Here is a 19431-nt window from a genome sequence, read left to right on the forward strand (position 1 = left end):
CAAGTTGCTCATTTAACTCAGCGACCTGTCTATTTTAATGCCTGTCGTCTTCCGATTCTTTTCCGTATTTCCACTGTGGTTGCTGCATGTCATGGGTGCAGCCATGGGCTGGGTGGCTTTTTGCGCGTCTCCCTCCTACCGGCGCCGCTTTCTTGCGAACTCGGCGCTGGCCGGGTATTCATTCGGCGCGGTGCGCGCCGCCGTGGCCCATGCGGGCCGCATGGTGGCAGAGTTGCCGCGGCTGTGGCTGGGTGCTCCCCTTCCTTGTCGGCTGGTGGGCGAGGCCTGTGTGGAGCAGGCCTATGCAGCCGGACGCGGCATTGTGTTCCTGACGCCCCACCAGGGCTGTTTTGAGCTGTCCGCCCAGGCCGCGGCACGCCACTGGAGCGCTGTGCGCGGCCCCATCACGGTGCTCTACCGGCCGGCGCGCCAGCCCTGGCTGGCCACGGTGATGGAGACTGCGCGCAATCGCCCCGGCATGCTGGCGGTGCCCACCACGCTGGCGGGCGTGCGCCAGATGATCAAGGCGCTGCGCCGTGGCGAGGCCGTGGGCCTGCTGCCGGACCAGGTGCCACCCGATGGCCAGGGCGTCTGGTCGCCCGTTTTTGGCCGCGACGCCTACACCATGACGCTGGCCGTGCGCCTGGCCCAGCAGACCGGTGCGGCCGTGGTGCTGGCGCGTTGCGAGCGCCTGCCCTGGGGCCGTGGTTTCGTCACCCGCTTCGAGCCTTTGTCAGCGCCGCTGGACGAGCGGCTGGAGGATGCCGTCTTGCAAATCAACCAGGCCATGGAACATCTCATCCGCCAGTGTCCCGAGCAATACCTGTGGGGCTATGCCCGCTACAAGCAGCCGCGCGCTGAAGCTGCCGGGGGCGTCGCATGAGCGGGCGCCTGGGTGTGTGGTTCATGCGGGTGCTGGCGCATGTGCCCTTGCCTGCGCTGCGCGCTATGGGCTGGTGCCTTGGCCAGTTGCTGTACCTGCTGGCCGTGCCGCGCCGCAAGGTGGCGCTGCGCAATCTGGCGCTGTGTTTTCCGGATGCGCCGGCGGCGCAGCGGCGCCGCTGGGCGCGCGAGGTCTTTGTCGTGTTCAGCCAGACCTGGCTGGACCGCAGCTGGCTGTGGGCCGCGCCGCGCGAGGTGGTGCTGGAGCGCGTGAAGCTGCAGGGCGCGCTGCACGAGCTCGACGGCGACACGCCCACCATCATCTTTGCGCCGCATTTCTTGGGCATGGACGCCGGTGGACTGGCATTGCCCTTGCGCACCCAGCGCGCGTTCACGTCGATCTTTTCGACCCACCCCGACCCGGCCGTGGACGCCTGGTTCATGGCGGGGCGCCAGCGTTTTGGTGATGTGCGCATGCTCAACCGGGCCGACGGGGTCAAACCCATCATTTCCAACCTGCGCAAGGGCGGGCTGCTGTACCTGCTGCCCGACATGGACTTCGGCCCCAACGAGTCGATCTTTGTGCCGTTCTATGGCGTGCGGGCCGCCACCGTGCCTTCGCTGCCGAGGTTTGCACGCCTGGGGCGGGCCAAGGTGGTGGGCATGTACACGCGGCTCACGCCCACCGGCTACGTGGCCGAGATCACCCCCGCCTGGGAGGGCTATCCGTCCGACGATGTGGAAGCCGACACGGCGCAGATGAATCTGCGCCTGCAAAGCTACATCGACACCATGCCTGGCCAGTATTACTGGGTGCACAAGCGCTTCAAGACGCGGCCGCCGGGCGAGCCATCGGTGTACTGACGCGTATGGCCCGCGGCTCCAGCCGCCGGTTGGGGGCGCCCCGTCAACGTCATTGGGCGGGTCTGCGCCCTGATCGAGAATATGAACAAAAAGGCTTGCAGCGCTTATGTGAAAAGCGCTGGCGGCTATTGTTTGGATTGCAAGAAGCGCTGCAGCTCCATGGCGACGCGCTCGGGGTGCTCATGCACGATCCAGTGCGTTGCCCTTTCCACCCGCCGCAGCTGCAGCTGCGGCACCCAGCCGGGCAGGCCGTCGAGCAGGCCTGGCAGCAGGGCGGGGTCGTCCATGCCCCACAGGACCAGCGTGGGCACGGTCACCGCCAGCATGGCATCGGGCAGGGTGATGGCCTGGGCGCCCGGGTCGCACCCATCTTCCGTCTGTCGCGGCGGGCGCAGCGGGCTGGCGCGGTAGTAGTTGCAGGCGCCGGTCAGGCCCTGTTGCCACAGGGCGCGGTACTGGGCGCGCACGGTGTCGGTCAGCCAGGCGGGGGCGCGGCCATCGGGGGTGTTGAAAAAGGCGAACAGGCGGCGGAAATCGTCTTCGGCCAGCAGCGCCTCGGCATCGGGCCTGCACAGGAAGTGCATGTACTGGCTGGCCGCCTGCTGCGCCGGGTTGTGCTGCAGCTCACGCAGAAAGGCGCCTGGGTGCGGGGAGTTGAGGATGGCCAGCCGCTTCATGTGCTGCGGCTGCTGGTTGGCGAGGTTCCAGGCCACCGCGCCGCCCCAGTCGTGGGCCACCAGGCATTCCAGCACGGCGCCAGGGCATTCGGCGGCGATCAGCGCCACCAGGTCCTGCACCAGGTGCTTGGCGCGGTAGGCGGCCACTTCCGTTGGACGGCTCGATGCGCCGAAGCCGCGCAGACAGGGGGCCACGCAGCGGTAGCCGCCATTTTCGGGGCGGGAAAAGTGCAGCAGCAGTTCGTCCCAGATGAAGGCTCCCTCGGGGAAGCCGTGCAGAAACAGCAGCACCGGGCGGCCCGCCACGCCGCTCACGCGGCATTGCAGGGTGGTGCCATGCGGCAGGGAGATGTCCCGGGTAGAAATCATGGTGCTATGCATTCAGTAGCTTCTGCCGCTTGATGCATAAGCGCCAGTGCCTAGTTTGAGTGAGAATCCTCGGGGGTTTCGGGGGCGGGCTCGGGGGCATCATCTGCGGCCACGGGCGCTGGCAACACCGGGTGTGCCCATTGCCACAGCAGTTGTGCCACCTCGTCCACACCTTGCTTCTTGAGGGCCGAGAACATCTTGACCTCTCCGCCGCCCGCATTCAGTCGCGTAATCGACAGCACCTTGGCCTGCTCGGCGCGGGTGAGCTTGTCGGCCTTGGTCAGCACGATGAGGAACTTCAGGCCTTCTTCCACACGCGGGCGCACCACTTCGAGCAATGCTTCGTCCAGCTCGGTCAGGCCCAGGCGCGGATCGCACAGCAGCACGATGCCGGTGAGCCCGGGGCGGCTGACCAGGTAATTGACCATCACCTGCTGCCAGCGCACCTTGTCCGAGCGCGACACGGCGGCATAGCCGTAGCCGGGCAGGTCGGCCAGCACGGCATCGGTCACGCCCTGCTTGCCCAGCGAGAACAGGTTGATGTGCTGGGTGCGCCCGGGTTTCTTGGAGGCAAAGGCCAGCTGCTTTTGCTGGGTGAGCGTGTTGATGCAGGTGGATTTTCCCGCGTTGGAGCGGCCCACGAAGGCGATCTCGGGCACGTCGATGGGGGGCAGATGGTGCAGCTGCGCCGCCGTGGTCAGGAACCTGGCGGTATGCATCCAGCCCATGGCGATTTTGGCGTCGGGTGCGGGCGGAAGTGAGCCAGCTATTGGCGCGGTGGAGGGTGTCGTCATGGAAAGTTGGGATGCGTTGGAGCCTCATTGTAGAATCGCGGGGTTTTGCGGACTTAAATACAGACCCTCGATATGAAGTTTCTCGCCTCCATGCTGATGGCTGCCGCGCTGGCAGCACCCGCTCTCCCGGCTTTTTCTGCGGGCGCGGCCCCCGCGGCGCCGACCAAGGCGGCCAAGCCCGACCTGGTCAAAGGCGAGGCCAGCTTCACCGCGGTGTGCGTGGCATGCCACGCTGCGGATGGTAATTCCACCATTGCGGCCAATCCGAAGCTGGCACAGCAGCACCCGGAATATCTGGTCAAGCAGTTGCAGGAATTCAAGTCTGGCAAGCGCAACAACGCCATCATGGCGGGCTTTGCGTCGATGCTGACCGACGAAGACATGAAGAACATTGCCTACTGGGCGGCCTCCAAGCCAGCCAAGGCGGGTTTTTCTTCTGACAAGGATCTCGTGGCCCTGGGTGAGCGCATTTACCGCGGTGGCATTGCAGACCGCCAGATCGCCGCCTGCGCCGGCTGCCACAGCCCCAACGGCGCCGGCATTCCGGCCCAGTACCCCCGCCTGTCGGGTCAGCATGCCGACTACACGGCATCGCAGCTGAAGATGTTCCGCGACGGCTCGCGTGCCAACAGCCACCAGATGACCCAGGTGGCTGCCAAGCTCAACGACCGGGAAATCAAGGCAGTGTCCGACTACATTGCCGGCCTGCGCTGAGGTTTTGTGATTTTTCCAGCCCCGCCAGGCGGGAAACCTGGAACCAACCGCCAATAACAAACCCCAAGACGGGCGGGCCCATCATTCAGATGGCCCCGCCCTTTTTGTTTTAGTGCCTCGCGTCCAACCACCCATGTCTGACATCACCCACGGCGTTCAAGTCCGGTCTGGCTCCCAGGCCCTGCGCGCAGGCATCGAGCTGCTGTCTTCCATGCGCTTTGCCATTTCACTGCTGACGGTGATCTGCATTGCGTCGGTCATCGGCACGGTGCTCAAGCAGCATGAGCCCGCGGTGAACTACGTGAACCAGTTCGGCCCGTTCTGGGCAGAGCTTTTTGCGGCCCTCCAGCTCAATGCGGTGTACAGCGCATGGTGGTTCCTGCTGATTCTGGCTTTCCTGGTGGTCAGCACCTCTTTGTGCATTGCCCGCAACACCCCCAAGATCCTGGTGGATCTGAAGGTCTACAAGGAAAACATCCGCGAGCAAAGCCTCAAGGCCTTTCACCACAAGGCCGAAGCGCCACTGGCTGAATCGGCCGAGGCGGCGGCGCGGCGCATTGGCAGCACCCTGGCCAGTGGCGGCTGGAAGGTGAAGCTGCAGCAGCGGGATTCGGCCAAGGGCGCTGGTGCAGGCTGGATGGTGGCGGCCAAGGCCGGGGCGGCCAACAAGCTGGGTTACATCGCTGCGCACAGTTCCATCGTGCTCATCTGCCTGGGCGGGCTGTTTGACGGCGACCTGATCGTGCGGGCCCAGATGCTGCTGGGTGGGAAAACACCTTATGCCGGCAGCGGCCTCATTTCCGAGGTGAAGCCCGAGCACCGCCTGTCCGAGCGCAATCCCACCTTCCGTGGCAACCTGGTGGTGGCCGAGGGCACGCAGTCGGGCACCGCCATCCTGAGCCAGTCCGACGGCGTGCTGCTGCAGGAGTTGCCCTTTGCCGTCGAGCTCAAGAAGTTCATCGTGGAGCACTACTCCACCGGCATGCCCAAGCTGTTTGCCAGCGAGATCATCATCCACGACAAGGCCACGGGCGAGAAAACGCCCGCCCGCATCGAGGTGAACCACCCCGCCAGCTACAAGGGCATCGAGATTTACCAGTCGAGCTTTGACGATGGCGGCTCGCACCTCAAGCTGCGCGCCGTTCCCATGACCGCAGGTGCCAAGGCGTTTGACATCGACGGCACGGTAGGCGGATCCACCGAACTGGTTGGCAATGGCGTGGCTCCGGGCGGCGAGAAACTCACGCTTGAATTCACCGCCCTGCGCACCATCAATGTCGAGAATTTTGCCGATGGTGCTGGCGCATCCGGTTCGGGTGCCGATGTGCGCAAGGTGGATCTGCGCGAGTCGGTGGAGTCGCGTCTCGGTGCGGCCAACAAGACGGTGACCAAGAAAGAGCTGCGCAACGTGGGCCCCAGCGTGAGCTACAAGCTGCGCGATGCGGCTGGGCAGGCGCGCGAATTCCACAACTACATGCTGCCGGTGGACACGGGTGATGGTGTGCCGGTGTTTCTGCTGGGGGTGCGCGAGAACCCTTCCGACCCTTTCCGCTACCTGCGTGTTCCGGCCGATGACCAGAGTTCCATGGACGGGTTCATGCGCCTTCATGCTGCGCTGGGCGACCCTGCTGCGCGGGAGCAGGCCGTGCAGCGTTATGTGTCGCAGGCGGTGGAGGCTTCGCGCCCCCAGCTGGCCGAGCAGCTGACGCAGTCTGCGTTGCGCGCGCTGGCGCTGTTCGCCGGGAGCAGCGGACCCGATGGCAAGAAGACCGGTGGCTTGCCGGCCATTTCCGACTTCATGGAGGCCAACGTGCCCGAGGCGGAACGTTCCAGGGCGGGCGAGGTGCTGGTGCGCATTCTGAACGGAGCCCTGTTCGAACTGAACCAGCTTGCGCGCGAGCGTGCCGGTCTGAAACCACTGGTCCAGAGTGACCAGACGCAATCGTTCATGACGCAGGCGGTGCTGTCGCTGAGTGACGCCCAGATTTACCCGGCACCGCTGGCGCTGGAGCTCAAGGACTTCACCCAGGTGCAGGCCAGCGTTTTTCAGGTGGCGCGAGCCCCTGGCAAGAACATTGTCTATCTGGGATGCGCCTTGCTGATTCTGGGCGTTTTTGCCATGCTCTACGTGCGCGAGCGCCGCGTGTGGGTGTGGGTCGCTCCGCAGGGGGACCAGTCGCACGCACTGATGGCACTGTCCACCAATCGCAAGACCATGGACGGCGACCGGGAGTTCGTCCAGCTCGCTGAAAAACTGATCGGGGCCCATCCCCACCGAGGCAACGCATGAATACCGCCACTACCACTATCCTGCTCAACGAGGGGTTCTTCGCCCGTCGCAACTGGTTCGACTGGCTGTTCGCTGCCATCGTGGCAGCGGGAGGGCTGTATGCCTTGCAGCGCTATGGCAGCTACATGGATGTGTACGAAAAAGGCATCCTGCTGGGCGCCATTCCCTGCACCGTGTGGCTGGGCTGGTTCTGGCGCCCGCTGCGGGCGTTGATGCTCGTGGTGGTGGCGGTGGCGCTCATGGCGATCGGCCTCTACCAGCAAGACGGCGCTGGCAGTCTGGCGCGGGCGGACACGGTCTTTGGCCTCAAGTATTTCCTGTCGAGCCAGTCTGCAATTTTGTGGATGAGCATGCTCTTTTTCATGAGCACCGCGTTTTACTGGATGGGCATGTTCGCGCGCGGTGAAGGCCGCACCATGAGCATGCTGGGCTCGCGCATTGCCTGGGTGGCCGTGGCCATGGCGCTCATCGGCACGCTGGTGCGCTGGTACGAGAGCTACCTCATCGGCCCGGACATCGGCCATATCCCGGTCAGCAATCTCTACGAAGTGTTCGTGATGTTCTGCTGGATGACGGCTGCGTTCTATCTGTACTACGAGCAGCAGTACGACACGCGCGCGCTGGGTGGCTTCGTGATGCTGGTGGTGAGTGCCGCCGTGGGTTTTCTGCTCTGGTACACCGTGATCCGCGAGGCTCACGAGATCCAGCCGCTGGTACCCGCTCTCAAGAGCTGGTGGATGAAACTGCATGTGCCCGCCAATTTCATCGGCTATGGCACCTTCGCGCTGTCGGCCATGGTGGCCTTTGCCTACCTCATCAAGCAGCAGGCCAGCGAAACCCGCTGGTACAAGCTGGCGCCGCTGTGGCTGCTGGGCGTGGTGCTGTGTTTCGAGCCCATCGTGTTCCGCCAGGGGGCCGTCGAGACCGGCGGCAGCTACTGGATGGTGTATTTCGGCATCTCCGCCCTCGCCGTGGCGGGTATTTTGCTGGGGCGCAAGCGCATTGCGGCACGGCTGCCGTCGTTCGAAATCCTGGACGATGTGATGTACAAGTCCATTGCGGTGGGTTTCGCCTTTTTCACCATTGCCACCGTGCTGGGCGCCCTGTGGGCCGCCGAGGCCTGGGGTGGCTACTGGAGCTGGGACCCCAAGGAAACCTGGGCGCTGATCGTCTGGCTCAACTACGCCGCGTGGCTGCACATGCGCCTGATGAAGGGGCTGCGCGGCACCGTGTCGGCCTGGTGGGCGCTGGTCGGGCTGGTCGTGACCACCTTCGCGTTTCTGGGGGTGAACATGTTCCTGAGCGGCTTGCACAGCTACGGCACGCTCTGAGTGTGATGAGGGCATCGGGCTTGCGGCGCAGGCCTGCCATCCTCGCGTCCTGGGTGTGACCTGTGAGAGGTTCAGGGAACGAACTTGCGGTTGTTTTGCTCTACCGTACAGCTGTGTCCACCCACGAATGACCGGAGTCTTCCATGCTGATCCCCTCGCGCGACTCGGGCTTCAACCACCCGCACCCCTCCGAAATCACCCCGCGTTCGGTGTATCAAGACCGCCGCCAGATGCTCCAGCTCATGGCGGGCGGTGCTGCCGGGGCAGCCTTGGCATCCTGGGCAGGCCGCGAGGCCATGGCACAACCGGCCCAGGCGGCACGCCCTGGCAAGCAGGCAGCGCTGGCGGGTTCCAGGTCTGCCGTGGCGGGTGCTGTCTCGATGGAGAAGCTGACCGACTACAAGGACGCGAGCAGCTACAACAACTTCTACGAATTCGGCACCGACAAGGCCGACCCCGCCCGCAATGCCCATACCCTGAAGACCACGCCCTGGACCGTGGAGGTGGAAGGCCTGGTCAAGAAGCCCGGCAAGTACGGTATCGAAGACCTGCTCAAGCTCAGCGCGCAGGAAGAACGCATCTATCGCCTGCGTTGCGTGGAGGGTTGGTCCATGGTCATCCCCTGGGTGGGTTACTCGCTTGCTGAGCTGATCCGGCGGGTGGAGCCGCAGGGCAGCGCCAAGTATGTGGAGTTCGTGACGCTGGCCGACAAGGCCACGATGCCTTATGTGGGCTCGCGCGTGCTGGACTGGCCCTATGTGGAAGGCCTGCGCATGGACGAGGCCATGCACCCGCTCACCCTGCTGGCTTTCGGCATGTATGGGGAAGTGTTACCCAACCAGAACGGTGCGCCGGTGCGCCTGGTGGTGCCGTGGAAATACGGGTTCAAGAGTGCCAAGAGCATCGTGAAGATCCGCTTTGTCGAGAAAGAGCCGGGAACCGCCTGGAACAAGGCGGCCCGGCAGGAATACGGGTTCTATTCCAACGTGAACCCCAACGTGGATCACCCGCGCTGGAGCCAGGCCACCGAGCGCCGCATCGGCGAAGACGGCTTGTTCGCCAAGAAACGCAAGACACTGATGTTCAACGGCTACGAGGCCCAGGTGGGACAGCTCTACGCCGGCATGGATCTCCAGAAGTTTTACTGATCCAGCGCCGTTGCGGCCCCCTGGCGAAGCATTCGGTCCGTCGTGCCATGAAAAAACTCCTGCTCCACCCGGCGGCAAAGCCGGTGCTGTTTGTGCTGTGCCTGCTGCCCCTGTCGTGGCTGGTGTACGCCGCAGCCACGGACCAGTTGGGTGCCAACCCCGCCGAGGCCCTGGTCCGCGCCACCGGCGACTGGACCTTGCGCGCCCTGTGCCTTGTACTGGCCGTGACGCCGCTGCGCGTGGTGACCGCCAGCCCACAACTGGCCCGCTTTAGGCGCATGCTGGGGCTGTTTGTGTATTTCTATGCGCTGCTGCACCTGTTGAGCTACAGCTGGTTCGACATGGGTTTTGACCTGGCTGAAATCACCCGCGACATTGCCAAACGCCCCTTCATCCTGGTGGGTTTCCTGGCGTTTTGCCTGCTGACATTGCTGGCAGCAACCTCGTTCAACCGGGCCATTCGGGCACTGGGAGGGCGCCGCTGGCAGGCCTTGCACCGGGCGGTGTATGGAGTGGCCGGATTGGCGATCCTGCATTTTTTCTGGATGCGCGCCGGCAAGAACGATTTTGCGGAAGTCGCCCTCTATGGCACCATCCTCGCGGTGCTGCTGGGCTGGCGCCTGTGGCGGCGCATGGCCACCGGGGCATCGCGGCCGGCGGGGCAGGGCAAGGCTGCTTCGATACCTTGATCGCTATATTATTTATAGCTTCAATTGATTGTTGTGTAAGCGCTGGAGGCTTTTTTACCAAGTATTTATGCTTACGCGTTGACTGCCCGCAGCGCTGGCCGCAGTTGCCTGGTCACGGGGTCGATGTGGGTGGTCGGAATCTGGTAGGCGCGATCGTCAAACAGGTCGATGCCGCACATGAGGTTTTCGATCCAGTCCAGAAAATCGTTGATCGCCTTCTTGCCCATAATGGGTGCGCCATGCTGGGGCACCAGCATGGCAATGTCCAGCTGGCGCGCCATGCGCACCCACAGCCGCAGGATCTTGTTGGACACCATGTAGCGGCGGTGAAAACCTTCCATGCGGGGGATGTGCGGTCCCAGATCCGTCACAGGAATGCGCGCCTCGGCTCCGGACGTCATCGACACCCCGAGGTCGCCGGTGAACAGGATGCGGCTGACCGGATCGTAGAAATGGAAGTTGCCCTCGGAGTGCATGAAGTGTGCGGGCAACAGCACCAGCTCATGGCGGCCCAAAGGCAGGTGGCCGCCCCCGTCCGGCACGCCGATCACGCGGTTTTCGGTCTTGCCCACCTTCGTGAAATGTGGGGCAAACCGCTCCCAAACGCGTGAAATCACCAGGGATGCCTGGGTGGTGCTCATCCAGCGGTCCAGCGAGGCAATGATGTCCGGATCGGCGTGTGACGCAATGATGTACGAGAGTTTGCTGGGGGGGAAATGCTTGGACATCCCCATGAACAGTTCATTGAAAGCCAGGTTGCCACCCGGGTCGATGATGGCGCCCGTGTCATCGTCAACGATCAGGAATTGGTTGGCCTGGACCGCTTGCCCATCTTCTTCGATGAGGTCGGTGAACATGATGCAGGCGTGATTCTTGTCGCGATAGAGTTCCAGGGCCATGTCGATACTGCGGTGCGATAAAGCGCCGACTGTACGATTACCCATGTTTGTAGTGCTTGATAAAAATCAAGCCTTTGATTTCTTGATCTTTGTCATCTAGACGCCGGCCACCTCCGGCGGTGCAGTTACCGGGGTGCGGACGCTGGTGCTGCGGGTGCTGTCTCTAAAGGGGAGAGCGTTTCCGGCAACGTGGCCCGTTGTGTGGCCTCGGGTGCGGCGGGGAGATACAAGGGGCCGCGCTGCCCGCAGCCCGCCAATGCCGCCGCACTGACAGCAAGGGCAAAGGTCCTGATTAGAATTTGGAAAACTTTCACCATGCGTAATTGTAATGACCGACCTTGAATTCCTGGACCAGGCCGAGAAACTGCTGCTTGCCGTGGAGCGCAGTTGCGATCGCATCAATGACGATAGCGATGCCGATGTGGACAGCCAGCGCACTGGCGGCATGGTGACCCTGACATTCTCCAACCGCAGCCAGATCATCATCAATCTGCAAAAACCACTGCATGAAGTGTGGATGGCGGCAAAATCGGGCGGATACCACTACCGGTTTGATGGGGTCGCCTGGCAAGACACCAAGGGTGCCGGTGAATTCTTTCAACAGCTGAGCCAGGACGCAGAGCGCCAGTCTGGTACCTCTTTGCGATTCCACACCTGACCCACGCGGCGCTTGAAAGGGTGCGAGCGTAGGCAGCCTTGCGTTGGCACAACCCAGTGCATGCATTGCGCCTGCGGCGCCCGCTTTGCAGGCACCGCAGGACCACCCCCTGCAACGAATCAGTTGCGAAACAGATCGAGGATGCGACCGCGTTCTTCGGGAGGGGGCGGTGCCTGGGGGGCCAGCGTCGATGGGGCGGAGGACTGGCTTTCCTGTCCCACTTTCGCAACGCCTGCGTTGCGCGCGAATTCTTCATAGAACCACTCGCCGCCCACATTCACCACGCCGGGTGGCACAGTGGATTCCATGACTGGCACCCCCTTGAGGGCCTGTTCCATGAAGTTGATCCACACCGGCAAGCTCAGCCCGCCCCCGGTTTCGCGGCTGCCCAGGTTACGGGGTTTGTCGTAGCCAATCCAGGTCACTGCGGTCAGGGTGGGCTGATAACCCGCGAACCAGGCGTCCACAGAGTCATTGGTGGTGCCGGTCTTGCCATGCAAGTCGGGCCGTTTCAGGGTGGCCTGCGCTTTGGCGGCAGTTCCTGAGCGCGCGACTTCCTGCAGCAGGTTGTCCATGATGAAGGCATTTCTTGCATCAATGGCGCGTGGCAGTTCGCTGGCAGCGGGAGCCGGGTTTTCGGAAATCACGCGACCTTTTTGGTCAGTCACGCGCGCGATCAGCCATGGGTTGACGCGGTAGCCACCATTGGCAAATACCGAATAGGCAGACGCCATCTGCAACGGAGTGACGGAGCCTGCACCCAATGCCATGGTCAGGTAGGCCGGGTGCTTCTCTGCCTCGAATCCGAACCGGGTCACCCAATCCTGTGCCGTCTTGGGGCCCACCGCCTGCAAGATGCGGATGGAAACCATGTTCTTGGATTTTGCGAGGCCCGTGCGCATGGTCATGGGTCCATCGTATTTGCCGTCGTAGTTCTTGGGCTCCCAGGGCTGACCACCGGTGACGCCTGCATCAAAAAAGAGCGGGGCGTCATTGATGACGGTGGCCGGAGTAAAGCCCTTCTCCAGTGCCGCGGAGTAGATGAATGGCTTGAAGCTGGACCCTGGCTGGCGCCAGGCCTGCGCTGCGTGGTTGAACTTGTTCTTGTCAAAGTCAAACCCCCCCACCAGCGCCTTGATGGCGCCACTGCGCGGATCCAGCGCAACCAGGGCGCCTTCCACCTCGGGCAATTGGGTGATTTCCCAGGCGTTCTTGGGCGTCTTGACAACACGGATGACAGCACCACGCCGAATCCTGATGTTGGGGGGCGCTTTGTCGCTCAGACCGGACTGTGCGGGCTTGAGCCCATCGCCCGTGATCTCCAGTGTGTCGCCATTGGCGCGCGCTGCCACAATCTTGCGTGCAGTGGACTCCAGCACCACGGCAGACATGACATCGCCATTGTCCGGATGACCGGCCAGTGCTTCGTCAATCGCGTCTTCCACATCCTCCGGGGCCTTGGGGAGATCGACGAATTGTTCTGGGCCGCGGTACTGCTGGCGTCGCTCATAGTCCATGATGCCACGCCGCAGGGCCGCGTAGGCGGCATCCTGGTTGGCTGCATTCAGCGTGGTGTACACGTTCAGCCCGCGGGTGTACGCCTCATTGCCGTACTGGCTGAAGATCAGTTGCCGCACCATCTCGGCGACATATTCGGCATGGACACGCGTGTTGTCCTGCCCTGATCGGATCTTGAGTTCTTCCTTCTTTGCGGCCGCAGCTTCCTGGGCCGTGATGAAGCCGTTCTCTTCCATCCGTTCAATGATGTAGAGCTGGCGCACCCGGGCGCGCTTGGGGTTGCTGATGGGGTTGTACGCAGAAGGCGCCTTGGGCAGGCCTGCCAGCATCGCCGCTTCTGCAATGGAAACCGACTTGAGCGGTTTGCCGAAATAGGCCTCGGATGCAGCCGCGAATCCATAGGCACGATTGCCCAGGTAAATCTGATTCATATAAATCTCGAGAATCTGGTCTTTTGTGAGCAAATGTTCGAGTTTGAATGTCAGTAATATTTCGTAAATTTTCCGTGTAAATGTTTTTTCGGATGAGAGATAAACATTGCGCGCCACTTGCATTGTGATGGTCGATGCACCCTGGCTTTTGACGCGACCCAGATTGGCCAGGACTGCACGCAGCATTCCTTTGTAATCAACGCCACCGTGCTGGAAGAACCGGGTGTCTTCGATGGCCAGCACAGCATCCTTCACAACGGTGGGAATTTCCCCGATGGGAGTCAGGTTGCGGCGCTCGTCGCCAAATTCCCCCAGCAATGCTCCCTCCGACGAGTAGATCCGCAGCGGCAGCTTGGGCCTGTAGTCGGCAAGGTCGGACACGTCGGGAAGATTGGGGTAGGCCATGGCGAGTGCCACACCGATGACCAGAAGCAAGGCCAGCGCACCCGCCAAGCCGAGCCCGCCGACCCATAGAAAGGCGCGAAAAATCCAGCGCAACCCGCCAGAGCTTTGGGTGTTCGTTGAAGCGCGTTTTTGGGGGTGCTTTTGGGTGGGCGGTGGCGTCATATCGCTCCGGAAGAAACCAGCATTATAAAAACGGCGGCTTCCGATTCGGTCATTCAGGAGGCTGCATGATCTTACGGCCAACCACGGTGGCACGCGAACGCGCCCGAGACACTACTGGGCGGTCAACAATCGTCTGCTTTTGACAACGTTCAAAACAACGCACGCGGCCAAAACGCTTTGCTGGTCAACTACCTTACTGATAGCATTCATGTGAAGTGTTAAGTTTTGTTGCTTTGTGTTGGCAAGTTACAGGAGACCAATCTTGATCTCTACGGGGTCTTTTTTTAGTCGCCAGTCCGCTCCGCTGCTGGGGATCGACATCAGCTCTTCCAGCGTCAAGCTGGTGGAGCTAGGGCATGACAAGGCCGGTAGCCTGGTGCTTGAGCGCTGCGCGATTGAGCCGCTGGAACGTGGATGGATTACAGACGGTAACATCGAAAAATTCGATGAGGTTGCGGATGCATTGCGCCGGCTCATCAAAAAGAGCGGCACACGCACCAAGAACGTTGCCTTGGCATTGCCGCCATCCGCAGTGATCACCAAGAAGATCACGCTGCCTGGCGGGATGACCGAGCAGGAGCTCGAGGTCCAGGTCGAGTCCGAGGCGAACCAGTACATACCCTTCTCGCTGGATGAGGTCAGTCTGGACTTTTGCGTGATCGGGCCCAACAAAAATGCACCCGGCGACGTGGATGTGCTGATTGCTGCCTCGCGGCGTGAGAAGGTGCAAGACCGGCAAGGGCTTGCCGAAGCGGCGGGGCTGAAGCCCGTGGTCGTAGACATCGAATCGCATGCCTCCAGGCTTGCTGCTGGCCGTTTGATCGAAGCACTGCCCAACAAGGGCGTGGATGCGCTGGTGGCATTGTTTGAAGTGGGTGCGCTCACGACGAGCATGCAGGTCATCCGCAATGAAGAAGTCTTGTACGACCGCGATCAGGCTTTCGGTGGGGCGCAACTGACACAGCTCATCGTGCGCCAATACGGTTTTTCCGTCGAAGAGGCCGAGAGTAAAAAACGCAATGGCGACCTTCCTGAAGATTATCAAGTTGCCGTACTTCGTCCCTTCGTGGAAAGCATGGCTCAGGAAATCGGCCGAGCGCTGCAATTCTTTTTTACCAGCACGCCGCACAACCGGGTTGATCACATCATGCTGGCGGGTGGCTCGGCGCCGCTGCCTGGCTTGACGGAAGCGGTCACCCAGCAAACCGGTTTTGCTTGCAGTGCTGTCAATCCGTTTGATGGCATGGAGATTGGAAGTTCCGTCCGGCTGAAGAAAATGGTGCGTGAAGCTCCGTCGTATCTCACGTCATGTGGTTTGGCTATGCGGAGGTTTCTGCAGTGATATTGATCAATTTGCTCCCGCATCGGGAGGCTGCACGTAAACGCAGGCGCGAGGCTTTTCAGGCAACGATGTTTGCATCGTTTCTTCTGGGCCTCGCTATCGCTGGGGCTATCTATTGGTGGTTCCAGGTGATGATTACGGAGCAGCAAGAGAAGAATAGTTTTCTTCAAGGTGAAATCAAGGTCCTTGAAGGACAAATCAAGGAAATTGCGTCCATTGAAGAGGAAATTGCTGCTCTGCGTGCAAGGCAAAAGGCCGTGGAAGATCTGCAGTCTGACCGCAATTTGCCCGTGCATTTGCTGAACGAACTTGTCAGGCAATTGCCGGATGGTGTCTACATCACCAGCATGAAACAAGATGGCCAGACCATTTCCATGCAGGGCATGGCGCAATCCAACGAGCGTGTTTCGGAAATGCTGCGAAATCTCGCCAACAACACCCCCTGGTTTTCGAAGCCGGAGCTGGTGGAGATCGTGGCCAGCAATGTGGCATTGACTCCGCGAGACCAACGCCGTGTGGGTGCCTTCAATTTGAGGTTTCAGCTTGTGAGATCCAGTGAAGCCCAAAAGGCCATGGATGCTGCTAGTTCAGCTGTTGCTGCGTCGGCTGGAAAGTAACGTATGGCGAAAAAACAAACTTCAAAGATCGATTTCGCTGCGCTGCAGGGAAATCTTCAGCGACAGTTCAAAAATCTGGATACCAAAGACCCCTCTCTTTGGCCCATTTTGCCCAAAATTCTGCTCTGTGCATTCATTGCCATCGGTGTTGCCGTTGTCCTCTGGTTCGTGCAATTGACGGATTATCAGGCAGAGCTGGAGATGGAGCGTGGCAAGGAAATTGCACTTCGTGAGGACTACACGAAAAAGCTTGTGAAGGCCGTTAGCCTTGAAGCACTCAAGAAGCAGCGGGAGCAGATTCAGCAATATGTGATTCAACTTGAGAAGCAATTGCCCAGCAAGGCGGAAATGGCGGCCTTGTTGTCCGATATCAACCAGGCAGGGTTGGGGCGGAGCTTGCAATTTGAATTGTTTCGTCCTGGTCAAATCGTCGTCAGGGATTATTATGCAGAGCTTCCGATTGCCGTCCGGGTAACGGGAAAATACCATGACATGGGCTCATTCGCTTCGGATGTGGCGCATTTGTCCCGTATCGTGACTTTGAATAACATTTCCATTGTTCCTGCAGGTAAAGAAGCCGGTATATTGGCCATGGATGCCACGGCGCGCACTTTCCGTTACCTCGATCCTGAAGAAATTCAAGCGCAAAAGAATGCCGGAGGTAAGAAATGATGTGGTCCGGCCGTCTGGCTTTATTATGTTGTGCAGCCGTTCTGTGCGGTTGCGGTTCGACGGAAGAGGATGAGTTGCGCCAATGGATGGCTGATCAGCGCGCCAACACCAAGCCGCGCATTACCCCCCTTTCCGAGCCCAAGCAGTTTGAACCGCAAGCATATACGGTGGAGAATGGTGTCGAGCCGTTTAATCAGTTGAAACTCATGCAAGCACTGCGGCGGGATTCGGTGCAAGTGGCCTCCAACGCCACATTGATTGCTCCTGAAATGGCCCGCAGAAAAGAGCCGTTAGAGGTTTTTCCGCTGGATGCCATGGTAATGGTTGGCAGTCTGAACAAGACCGGAACGCCTACGGCGCTACTCAAAGTAGATAATTTGTTGTACCAGATTCGGGTGGGAAATTACCTTGGCCAGAATTATGGAAAAATCATCAAAATTTCCGAAACGGCAATTAGCTTGCGCGAGATAGTTCAAGACGCCACGGGAGATTGGATAGAGCGCGCCGCTTCGCTTGAACTGCAGGAGGGAAAGAAATGACAACGAAAAATATCTGGGTAACGAACCGCTGCCGAAATGCCATATTTGCGGTAGTGGCCACGCTGGCTGCAGCGGCTGCCATGGCGCAAAGTGCGATCGAGGCTGTCACTGGCACGATGCAAGGTGGTGCCGAGGTAGTTCGTGTTGAGCTATCGCAGCCACTCTCTGCGGTACCGACTGGCTTTGCAATTCAATCACCAGCACGTATCGCGCTGGATTTTCCTGGGACCACCAATGCAATGGGGCGGTCCGTTGTCGATGTGAATCAGGGAAATTTAAAGTCCATCAACGTCGTACAGGCTGGTGATCGGTCTAGGCTGGTTCTGAATCTCAAACAGCCCACCTCTTACCAGGCGGAGCTGCAAGGCAAGACACTGCTTATTTCTCTGTTGCCTGTTAACACCTCGGTGGCAGCTTCGCAGCAGTCCACCACCACGATATTTGCGGCAAGCGGCGGCAGCGACACGCTTCCTTTGAAGGATGTGGATTTTCGCCGGGGCGCAGATGGTTCTGGCCGCATCATCGTCAGCCTTGCCAATAGCCAGGTGGGTGTAGATCTGCAACGGCAAGGCAAAGGACTCAATGTCGATTTTCTCCGCTCGTCCTTGCCAGAAGGGTTGCGCCGGCGCCTTGACGTGACAGATTTTGGAACGCCCGTTCAGTTGGTGACGACCTCGCAGCAGGGTGACCGCGTCCGCATGGTCGTAGAGCCCGTTGGCGAATGGGAGCACAGCGCCTACCAAAGCAATAATCAATTTGTCGTGGAGATTCGCCAAAAGAAGGTTGATCTGACCAAGTTGACCCAGGGGCCTGGCTATAGCGGTGAAAAACTCTCGCTGAATTTCCAGAACATTGAAGTCCGCTCCCTGCTGCAGGTCATTGCCGATTTCACCAATTTCAACATCGTGACCTCCGACACCGTGACAGGTGCACTCACGCTTCGGTTGAAAGATGTTCCATGGGATCAAGCGCTCCAGATCATCATGGATGCCAAAGGTTTGGGCATGCGAAAGTCCGGGACCGTGCTGTGGATTGCACCGAAAGATGAGATCGACGCGCGTACCAAGAAGGATTTCGAAGCCGCTTTGGCTATTCGGAAATTAGAGCCATTGAAGACGCAGGCTTTCCAGCTGAATTACGCCAAAGCGGCAGACATGATTACCCAGCTGACAAACAGTTCAAGTAGTGGTGGTAGTGGTACTTCCACGCGATTCTTGACGGAGCGGGGGAGTGCCATTTCGGAGCCACGCACGAATCAGCTTTTTGTAACCGACACGCCCAGCAAACTGGAAGAAGTACGTCAATTGCTGTTGACACTCGATGTGGCAGTGCGCCAGGTGTTGATCGAGGCACGAATTGTGGAGGCTCGTGATACCTTTGGTCGTTCGCTGGGGGTGCGACTAGGCGGTACGGACCTGCGCGCCAACCGTGGCGGCGATGGCGGCTACGGAATTGGTGGAGACAATCGCATTGCATTTGGCACCAGTTACAGCAATGCGGTGGCCTCCAGTGGGGCGGGAGGCACCACCAACACGAATGGAAACTTCGTCAACTTGCCTGCAAGTCTGTCGAATGTCAGCAGTGTGGGCAGCTTTGCACTTTCTATCTTTAACTCTGCCGCCAATCGATTCTTGACGCTTGAACTCTCAGCCATGGAGGCTGACGGAAAGGGCAAGATTGTGTCGAGTCCTAGGATCATTACGGCGGACCAGACCAAGGCCCTGATTGAGCAGGGTACGGAATATCCATATTCGATTACGGCACCCAACGGTGCTACCACATTGGCTTTCAAGAAGGCAGTGCTGAAACTGGAAGTGACGCCGCAGATTACGCCAGAGGGGAGCATCATTCTCGATTTGGATATTAATAAAGACAGCAGAGGTGAAACCACAACCCAGGGCGTTGCCATTGATACCAAGCACATCAAGACGCAAATCCTGATCGAAAATGGTGGTACCGTGGTAATTGGTGGTATTTTCGAGATGGAAGACACCAGCCAAGAAAATAAAATTCCATTGCTTGGTGATGTTCCAGTGGTCGGAAATTTGTTCAAGAGCAGAACGAGAGAGTCGTCCAAGCGTGAAATGTTGGTTTTTATTACGCCCAAGGTTATTACTGACCGCGGTCCAGTTCGATAATTAATTTCACTATTGGTGTAAAATGAAAAAATTAGTCAGAATATTGACCGTACTATTTATCACCGTATTGGTGGCATGCGGTGGCGGTGGTGGTAACCCGGGAACAACAGGTTCTGGTGGGGGGAGTACGGGTGGTACGGGTGGTGCGTCGGCTCTAGCAATTAGTGTTGCATTGCTCAATGCTTCCGGCCAGGCAGGGCGGATTCAAAAGTGAAGTGCAACACCTGCCAACCTGTAAGGTCAGCAGATGCACTCCTCCCCTTCGCAGTACCGCCAGCTCCAGCCTGAAGAC

Annotated in this window: 18 protein-coding genes; 13 read left to right on the plus strand and 5 right to left on the minus strand. The window is 60.1% G+C overall.

What is annotated here, in order from left to right; all coding sequences use genetic code 11:
* Positions 1-37: 37 nt before the first annotated feature.
* Both BLW02_RS14200 and BLW02_RS14205 read left to right on the plus strand, forming a co-directional pair.
* Positions 38-883 (plus strand): lysophospholipid acyltransferase family protein, encoded by an 846-nt coding sequence (locus BLW02_RS14200; protein ID WP_026437105.1) that lies wholly within the window; start codon positions 38-40, stop codon positions 881-883.
* Positions 880-1746 carry a lysophospholipid acyltransferase family protein gene (locus tag BLW02_RS14205; protein WP_026437106.1) on the plus strand — a complete coding sequence of 289 codons (867 nt, stop codon included), beginning with the start codon at positions 880-882 and terminating at the stop codon, positions 1744-1746. Before BLW02_RS14200 ends, BLW02_RS14205 begins: the two co-directional genes overlap by 4 nt.
* A gap of 125 nt (positions 1747-1871) precedes the next feature.
* Here BLW02_RS14205 and BLW02_RS14210 read toward each other — a convergent pair whose 3' ends face one another.
* Both BLW02_RS14210 and yihA read right to left on the minus strand, forming a co-directional pair.
* Positions 1872-2792, minus strand: coding sequence for an alpha/beta fold hydrolase (locus BLW02_RS14210; RefSeq protein ID WP_092699590.1), 921 nt, complete (start codon positions 2790-2792; stop codon positions 1872-1874).
* Between the two features lie 50 nt (positions 2793-2842).
* Positions 2843-3586, minus strand: a complete 744-nt coding sequence (gene yihA, locus BLW02_RS14215; RefSeq protein WP_092699592.1) for a ribosome biogenesis GTP-binding protein YihA/YsxC — start codon at positions 3584-3586, stop codon at positions 2843-2845.
* A 72-nt stretch (positions 3587-3658) separates the two neighbouring features.
* Between yihA and BLW02_RS14220 the strand changes: the two genes are divergently transcribed.
* From BLW02_RS14220 to BLW02_RS14240, 5 genes are all read left to right on the plus strand, one after another.
* A complete protein-coding gene (locus BLW02_RS14220; RefSeq protein WP_026437109.1) occupies positions 3659-4300 on the plus strand; it encodes a c-type cytochrome in 642 nt (213 codons plus the stop codon).
* Between the two features lie 133 nt (positions 4301-4433).
* Positions 4434-6590 (plus strand): cytochrome c biogenesis protein ResB, encoded by a 2157-nt coding sequence (locus tag BLW02_RS14225; protein WP_092699594.1) that lies wholly within the window; start codon positions 4434-4436, stop codon positions 6588-6590.
* Positions 6587-7921, plus strand: a complete 1335-nt coding sequence (gene ccsB / locus BLW02_RS14230; protein ID WP_092699596.1) for a c-type cytochrome biogenesis protein CcsB — start codon at positions 6587-6589, stop codon at positions 7919-7921. The genes BLW02_RS14225 and ccsB overlap by 4 nt, the downstream gene beginning before the upstream one ends.
* 143 nt (positions 7922-8064) lie before the next feature.
* Positions 8065-9069, plus strand: a complete 1005-nt coding sequence (msrP, locus tag BLW02_RS14235; protein ID WP_092699598.1) for a protein-methionine-sulfoxide reductase catalytic subunit MsrP — start codon at positions 8065-8067, stop codon at positions 9067-9069.
* A gap of 47 nt (positions 9070-9116) precedes the next feature.
* Complete coding sequence (locus BLW02_RS14240; RefSeq protein WP_092699600.1) at positions 9117-9758, plus strand: protein-methionine-sulfoxide reductase heme-binding subunit MsrQ; 642 nt, start codon at positions 9117-9119, stop codon at positions 9756-9758.
* A gap of 71 nt (positions 9759-9829) precedes the next feature.
* Here BLW02_RS14240 and BLW02_RS14245 read toward each other — a convergent pair whose 3' ends face one another.
* Together BLW02_RS14245 and lptM are read right to left on the minus strand one after the other, a co-directional pair.
* Positions 9830-10657 carry an oxygen-binding di-iron domain-containing protein gene (locus BLW02_RS14245; RefSeq protein WP_092699602.1) on the minus strand — a complete coding sequence of 276 codons (828 nt, stop codon included), beginning with the start codon at positions 10655-10657 and terminating at the stop codon, positions 9830-9832.
* A gap of 125 nt (positions 10658-10782) precedes the next feature.
* On the minus strand, positions 10783-10974 hold the full coding sequence (gene lptM / locus BLW02_RS20435) for an LPS translocon maturation chaperone LptM (protein WP_092699604.1): 192 nt from the start codon (positions 10972-10974) through the stop codon (positions 10783-10785).
* An 11-nt stretch (positions 10975-10985) separates the two neighbouring features.
* Here lptM and cyaY point away from each other — a divergent pair, with 11 nt between their 5' ends.
* Positions 10986-11315, plus strand: a complete 330-nt coding sequence (cyaY, locus tag BLW02_RS14255; protein ID WP_092699606.1) for an iron donor protein CyaY — start codon at positions 10986-10988, stop codon at positions 11313-11315.
* 119 nt (positions 11316-11434) lie between these two features.
* On the opposite strand, the gene BLW02_RS14260 is transcribed toward cyaY, so the two are convergent.
* Entirely contained in the window at positions 11435-13831 is a 2397-nt protein-coding gene (locus tag BLW02_RS14260; RefSeq protein ID WP_092699608.1) for a penicillin-binding protein 1A, read from the minus strand.
* A gap of 262 nt (positions 13832-14093) precedes the next feature.
* On the opposite strand from BLW02_RS14260, the gene BLW02_RS14265 reads away from it, so the two are divergent.
* Genes BLW02_RS14265 through BLW02_RS14285 form a run of 5 tightly spaced genes read left to right on the plus strand, consistent with a single transcriptional unit; the run spans position 14094 to position 19139 of the window.
* Positions 14094-15173 carry a pilus assembly protein PilM gene (locus tag BLW02_RS14265; protein ID WP_092699610.1) on the plus strand — a complete coding sequence of 360 codons (1080 nt, stop codon included), beginning with the start codon at positions 14094-14096 and terminating at the stop codon, positions 15171-15173.
* Positions 15170-15790, plus strand: coding sequence for a PilN domain-containing protein (locus BLW02_RS14270; RefSeq protein WP_092699612.1), 621 nt, complete (start codon positions 15170-15172; stop codon positions 15788-15790). The genes BLW02_RS14265 and BLW02_RS14270 overlap by 4 nt, the downstream gene beginning before the upstream one ends.
* A 3-nt stretch (positions 15791-15793) precedes the next feature.
* A complete protein-coding gene (locus BLW02_RS14275; RefSeq protein WP_092699614.1) occupies positions 15794-16462 on the plus strand; it encodes a type IV pilus inner membrane component PilO in 669 nt (222 codons plus the stop codon).
* Entirely contained in the window at positions 16459-17001 is a 543-nt protein-coding gene (locus tag BLW02_RS14280) for a pilus assembly protein PilP (RefSeq protein WP_092699616.1), read from the plus strand. Before BLW02_RS14275 ends, BLW02_RS14280 begins: the two co-directional genes overlap by 4 nt.
* A complete protein-coding gene (locus BLW02_RS14285) occupies positions 16998-19139 on the plus strand; it encodes a type IV pilus secretin PilQ (protein WP_092699618.1) in 2142 nt (713 codons plus the stop codon). Before BLW02_RS14280 ends, BLW02_RS14285 begins: the two co-directional genes overlap by 4 nt.
* The last annotated feature ends 292 nt before the right edge of the window (positions 19140-19431 follow it).

Origin of the sequence: Acidovorax soli (assembly GCF_900107605.1) — a bacterium.
Taxonomy (GTDB): Bacteria; Pseudomonadota; Gammaproteobacteria; order Burkholderiales; family Burkholderiaceae_C; genus Acidovorax; species Acidovorax soli.

Excerpts from the sequence above, each read along its gene's own strand:
- BLW02_RS14200 (WP_026437105.1), top strand. The coding sequence starts at position 38 with ATGCCTGTCGTCTTCCGATTCTTTTCCGTATTTCCACTGTGGTTGCTG.
- BLW02_RS14205 (WP_026437106.1), top strand. The coding sequence starts at position 880 with ATGAGCGGGCGCCTGGGTGTGTGGTTCATGCGGGTGCTGGCGCATGTG.
- BLW02_RS14210 (WP_092699590.1), bottom strand. The coding sequence starts at position 2,792 with ATGATTTCTACCCGGGACATCTCCCTGCCGCATGGCACCACCCTGCAA.
- yihA (WP_092699592.1), bottom strand. The coding sequence starts at position 3,586 with ATGACGACACCCTCCACCGCGCCAATAGCTGGCTCACTTCCGCCCGCA.
- BLW02_RS14220 (WP_026437109.1), top strand. The coding sequence starts at position 3,659 with ATGAAGTTTCTCGCCTCCATGCTGATGGCTGCCGCGCTGGCAGCACCC.
- BLW02_RS14225 (WP_092699594.1), top strand. The coding sequence starts at position 4,434 with ATGTCTGACATCACCCACGGCGTTCAAGTCCGGTCTGGCTCCCAGGCC.
- ccsB (WP_092699596.1), top strand. The coding sequence starts at position 6,587 with ATGAATACCGCCACTACCACTATCCTGCTCAACGAGGGGTTCTTCGCC.
- msrP (WP_092699598.1), top strand. The coding sequence starts at position 8,065 with ATGCTGATCCCCTCGCGCGACTCGGGCTTCAACCACCCGCACCCCTCC.
- BLW02_RS14240 (WP_092699600.1), top strand. The coding sequence starts at position 9,117 with ATGAAAAAACTCCTGCTCCACCCGGCGGCAAAGCCGGTGCTGTTTGTG.
- BLW02_RS14245 (WP_092699602.1), bottom strand. The coding sequence starts at position 10,657 with ATGGCCCTGGAACTCTATCGCGACAAGAATCACGCCTGCATCATGTTC.
- lptM (WP_092699604.1), bottom strand. The coding sequence starts at position 10,974 with ATGGTGAAAGTTTTCCAAATTCTAATCAGGACCTTTGCCCTTGCTGTC.
- cyaY (WP_092699606.1), top strand. The coding sequence starts at position 10,986 with ATGACCGACCTTGAATTCCTGGACCAGGCCGAGAAACTGCTGCTTGCC.
- BLW02_RS14260 (WP_092699608.1), bottom strand. The coding sequence starts at position 13,831 with ATGACGCCACCGCCCACCCAAAAGCACCCCCAAAAACGCGCTTCAACG.
- BLW02_RS14275 (WP_092699614.1), top strand. The coding sequence starts at position 15,794 with ATGGCGAAAAAACAAACTTCAAAGATCGATTTCGCTGCGCTGCAGGGA.
- BLW02_RS14280 (WP_092699616.1), top strand. The coding sequence starts at position 16,459 with ATGATGTGGTCCGGCCGTCTGGCTTTATTATGTTGTGCAGCCGTTCTG.
- BLW02_RS14285 (WP_092699618.1), top strand. The coding sequence starts at position 16,998 with ATGACAACGAAAAATATCTGGGTAACGAACCGCTGCCGAAATGCCATA.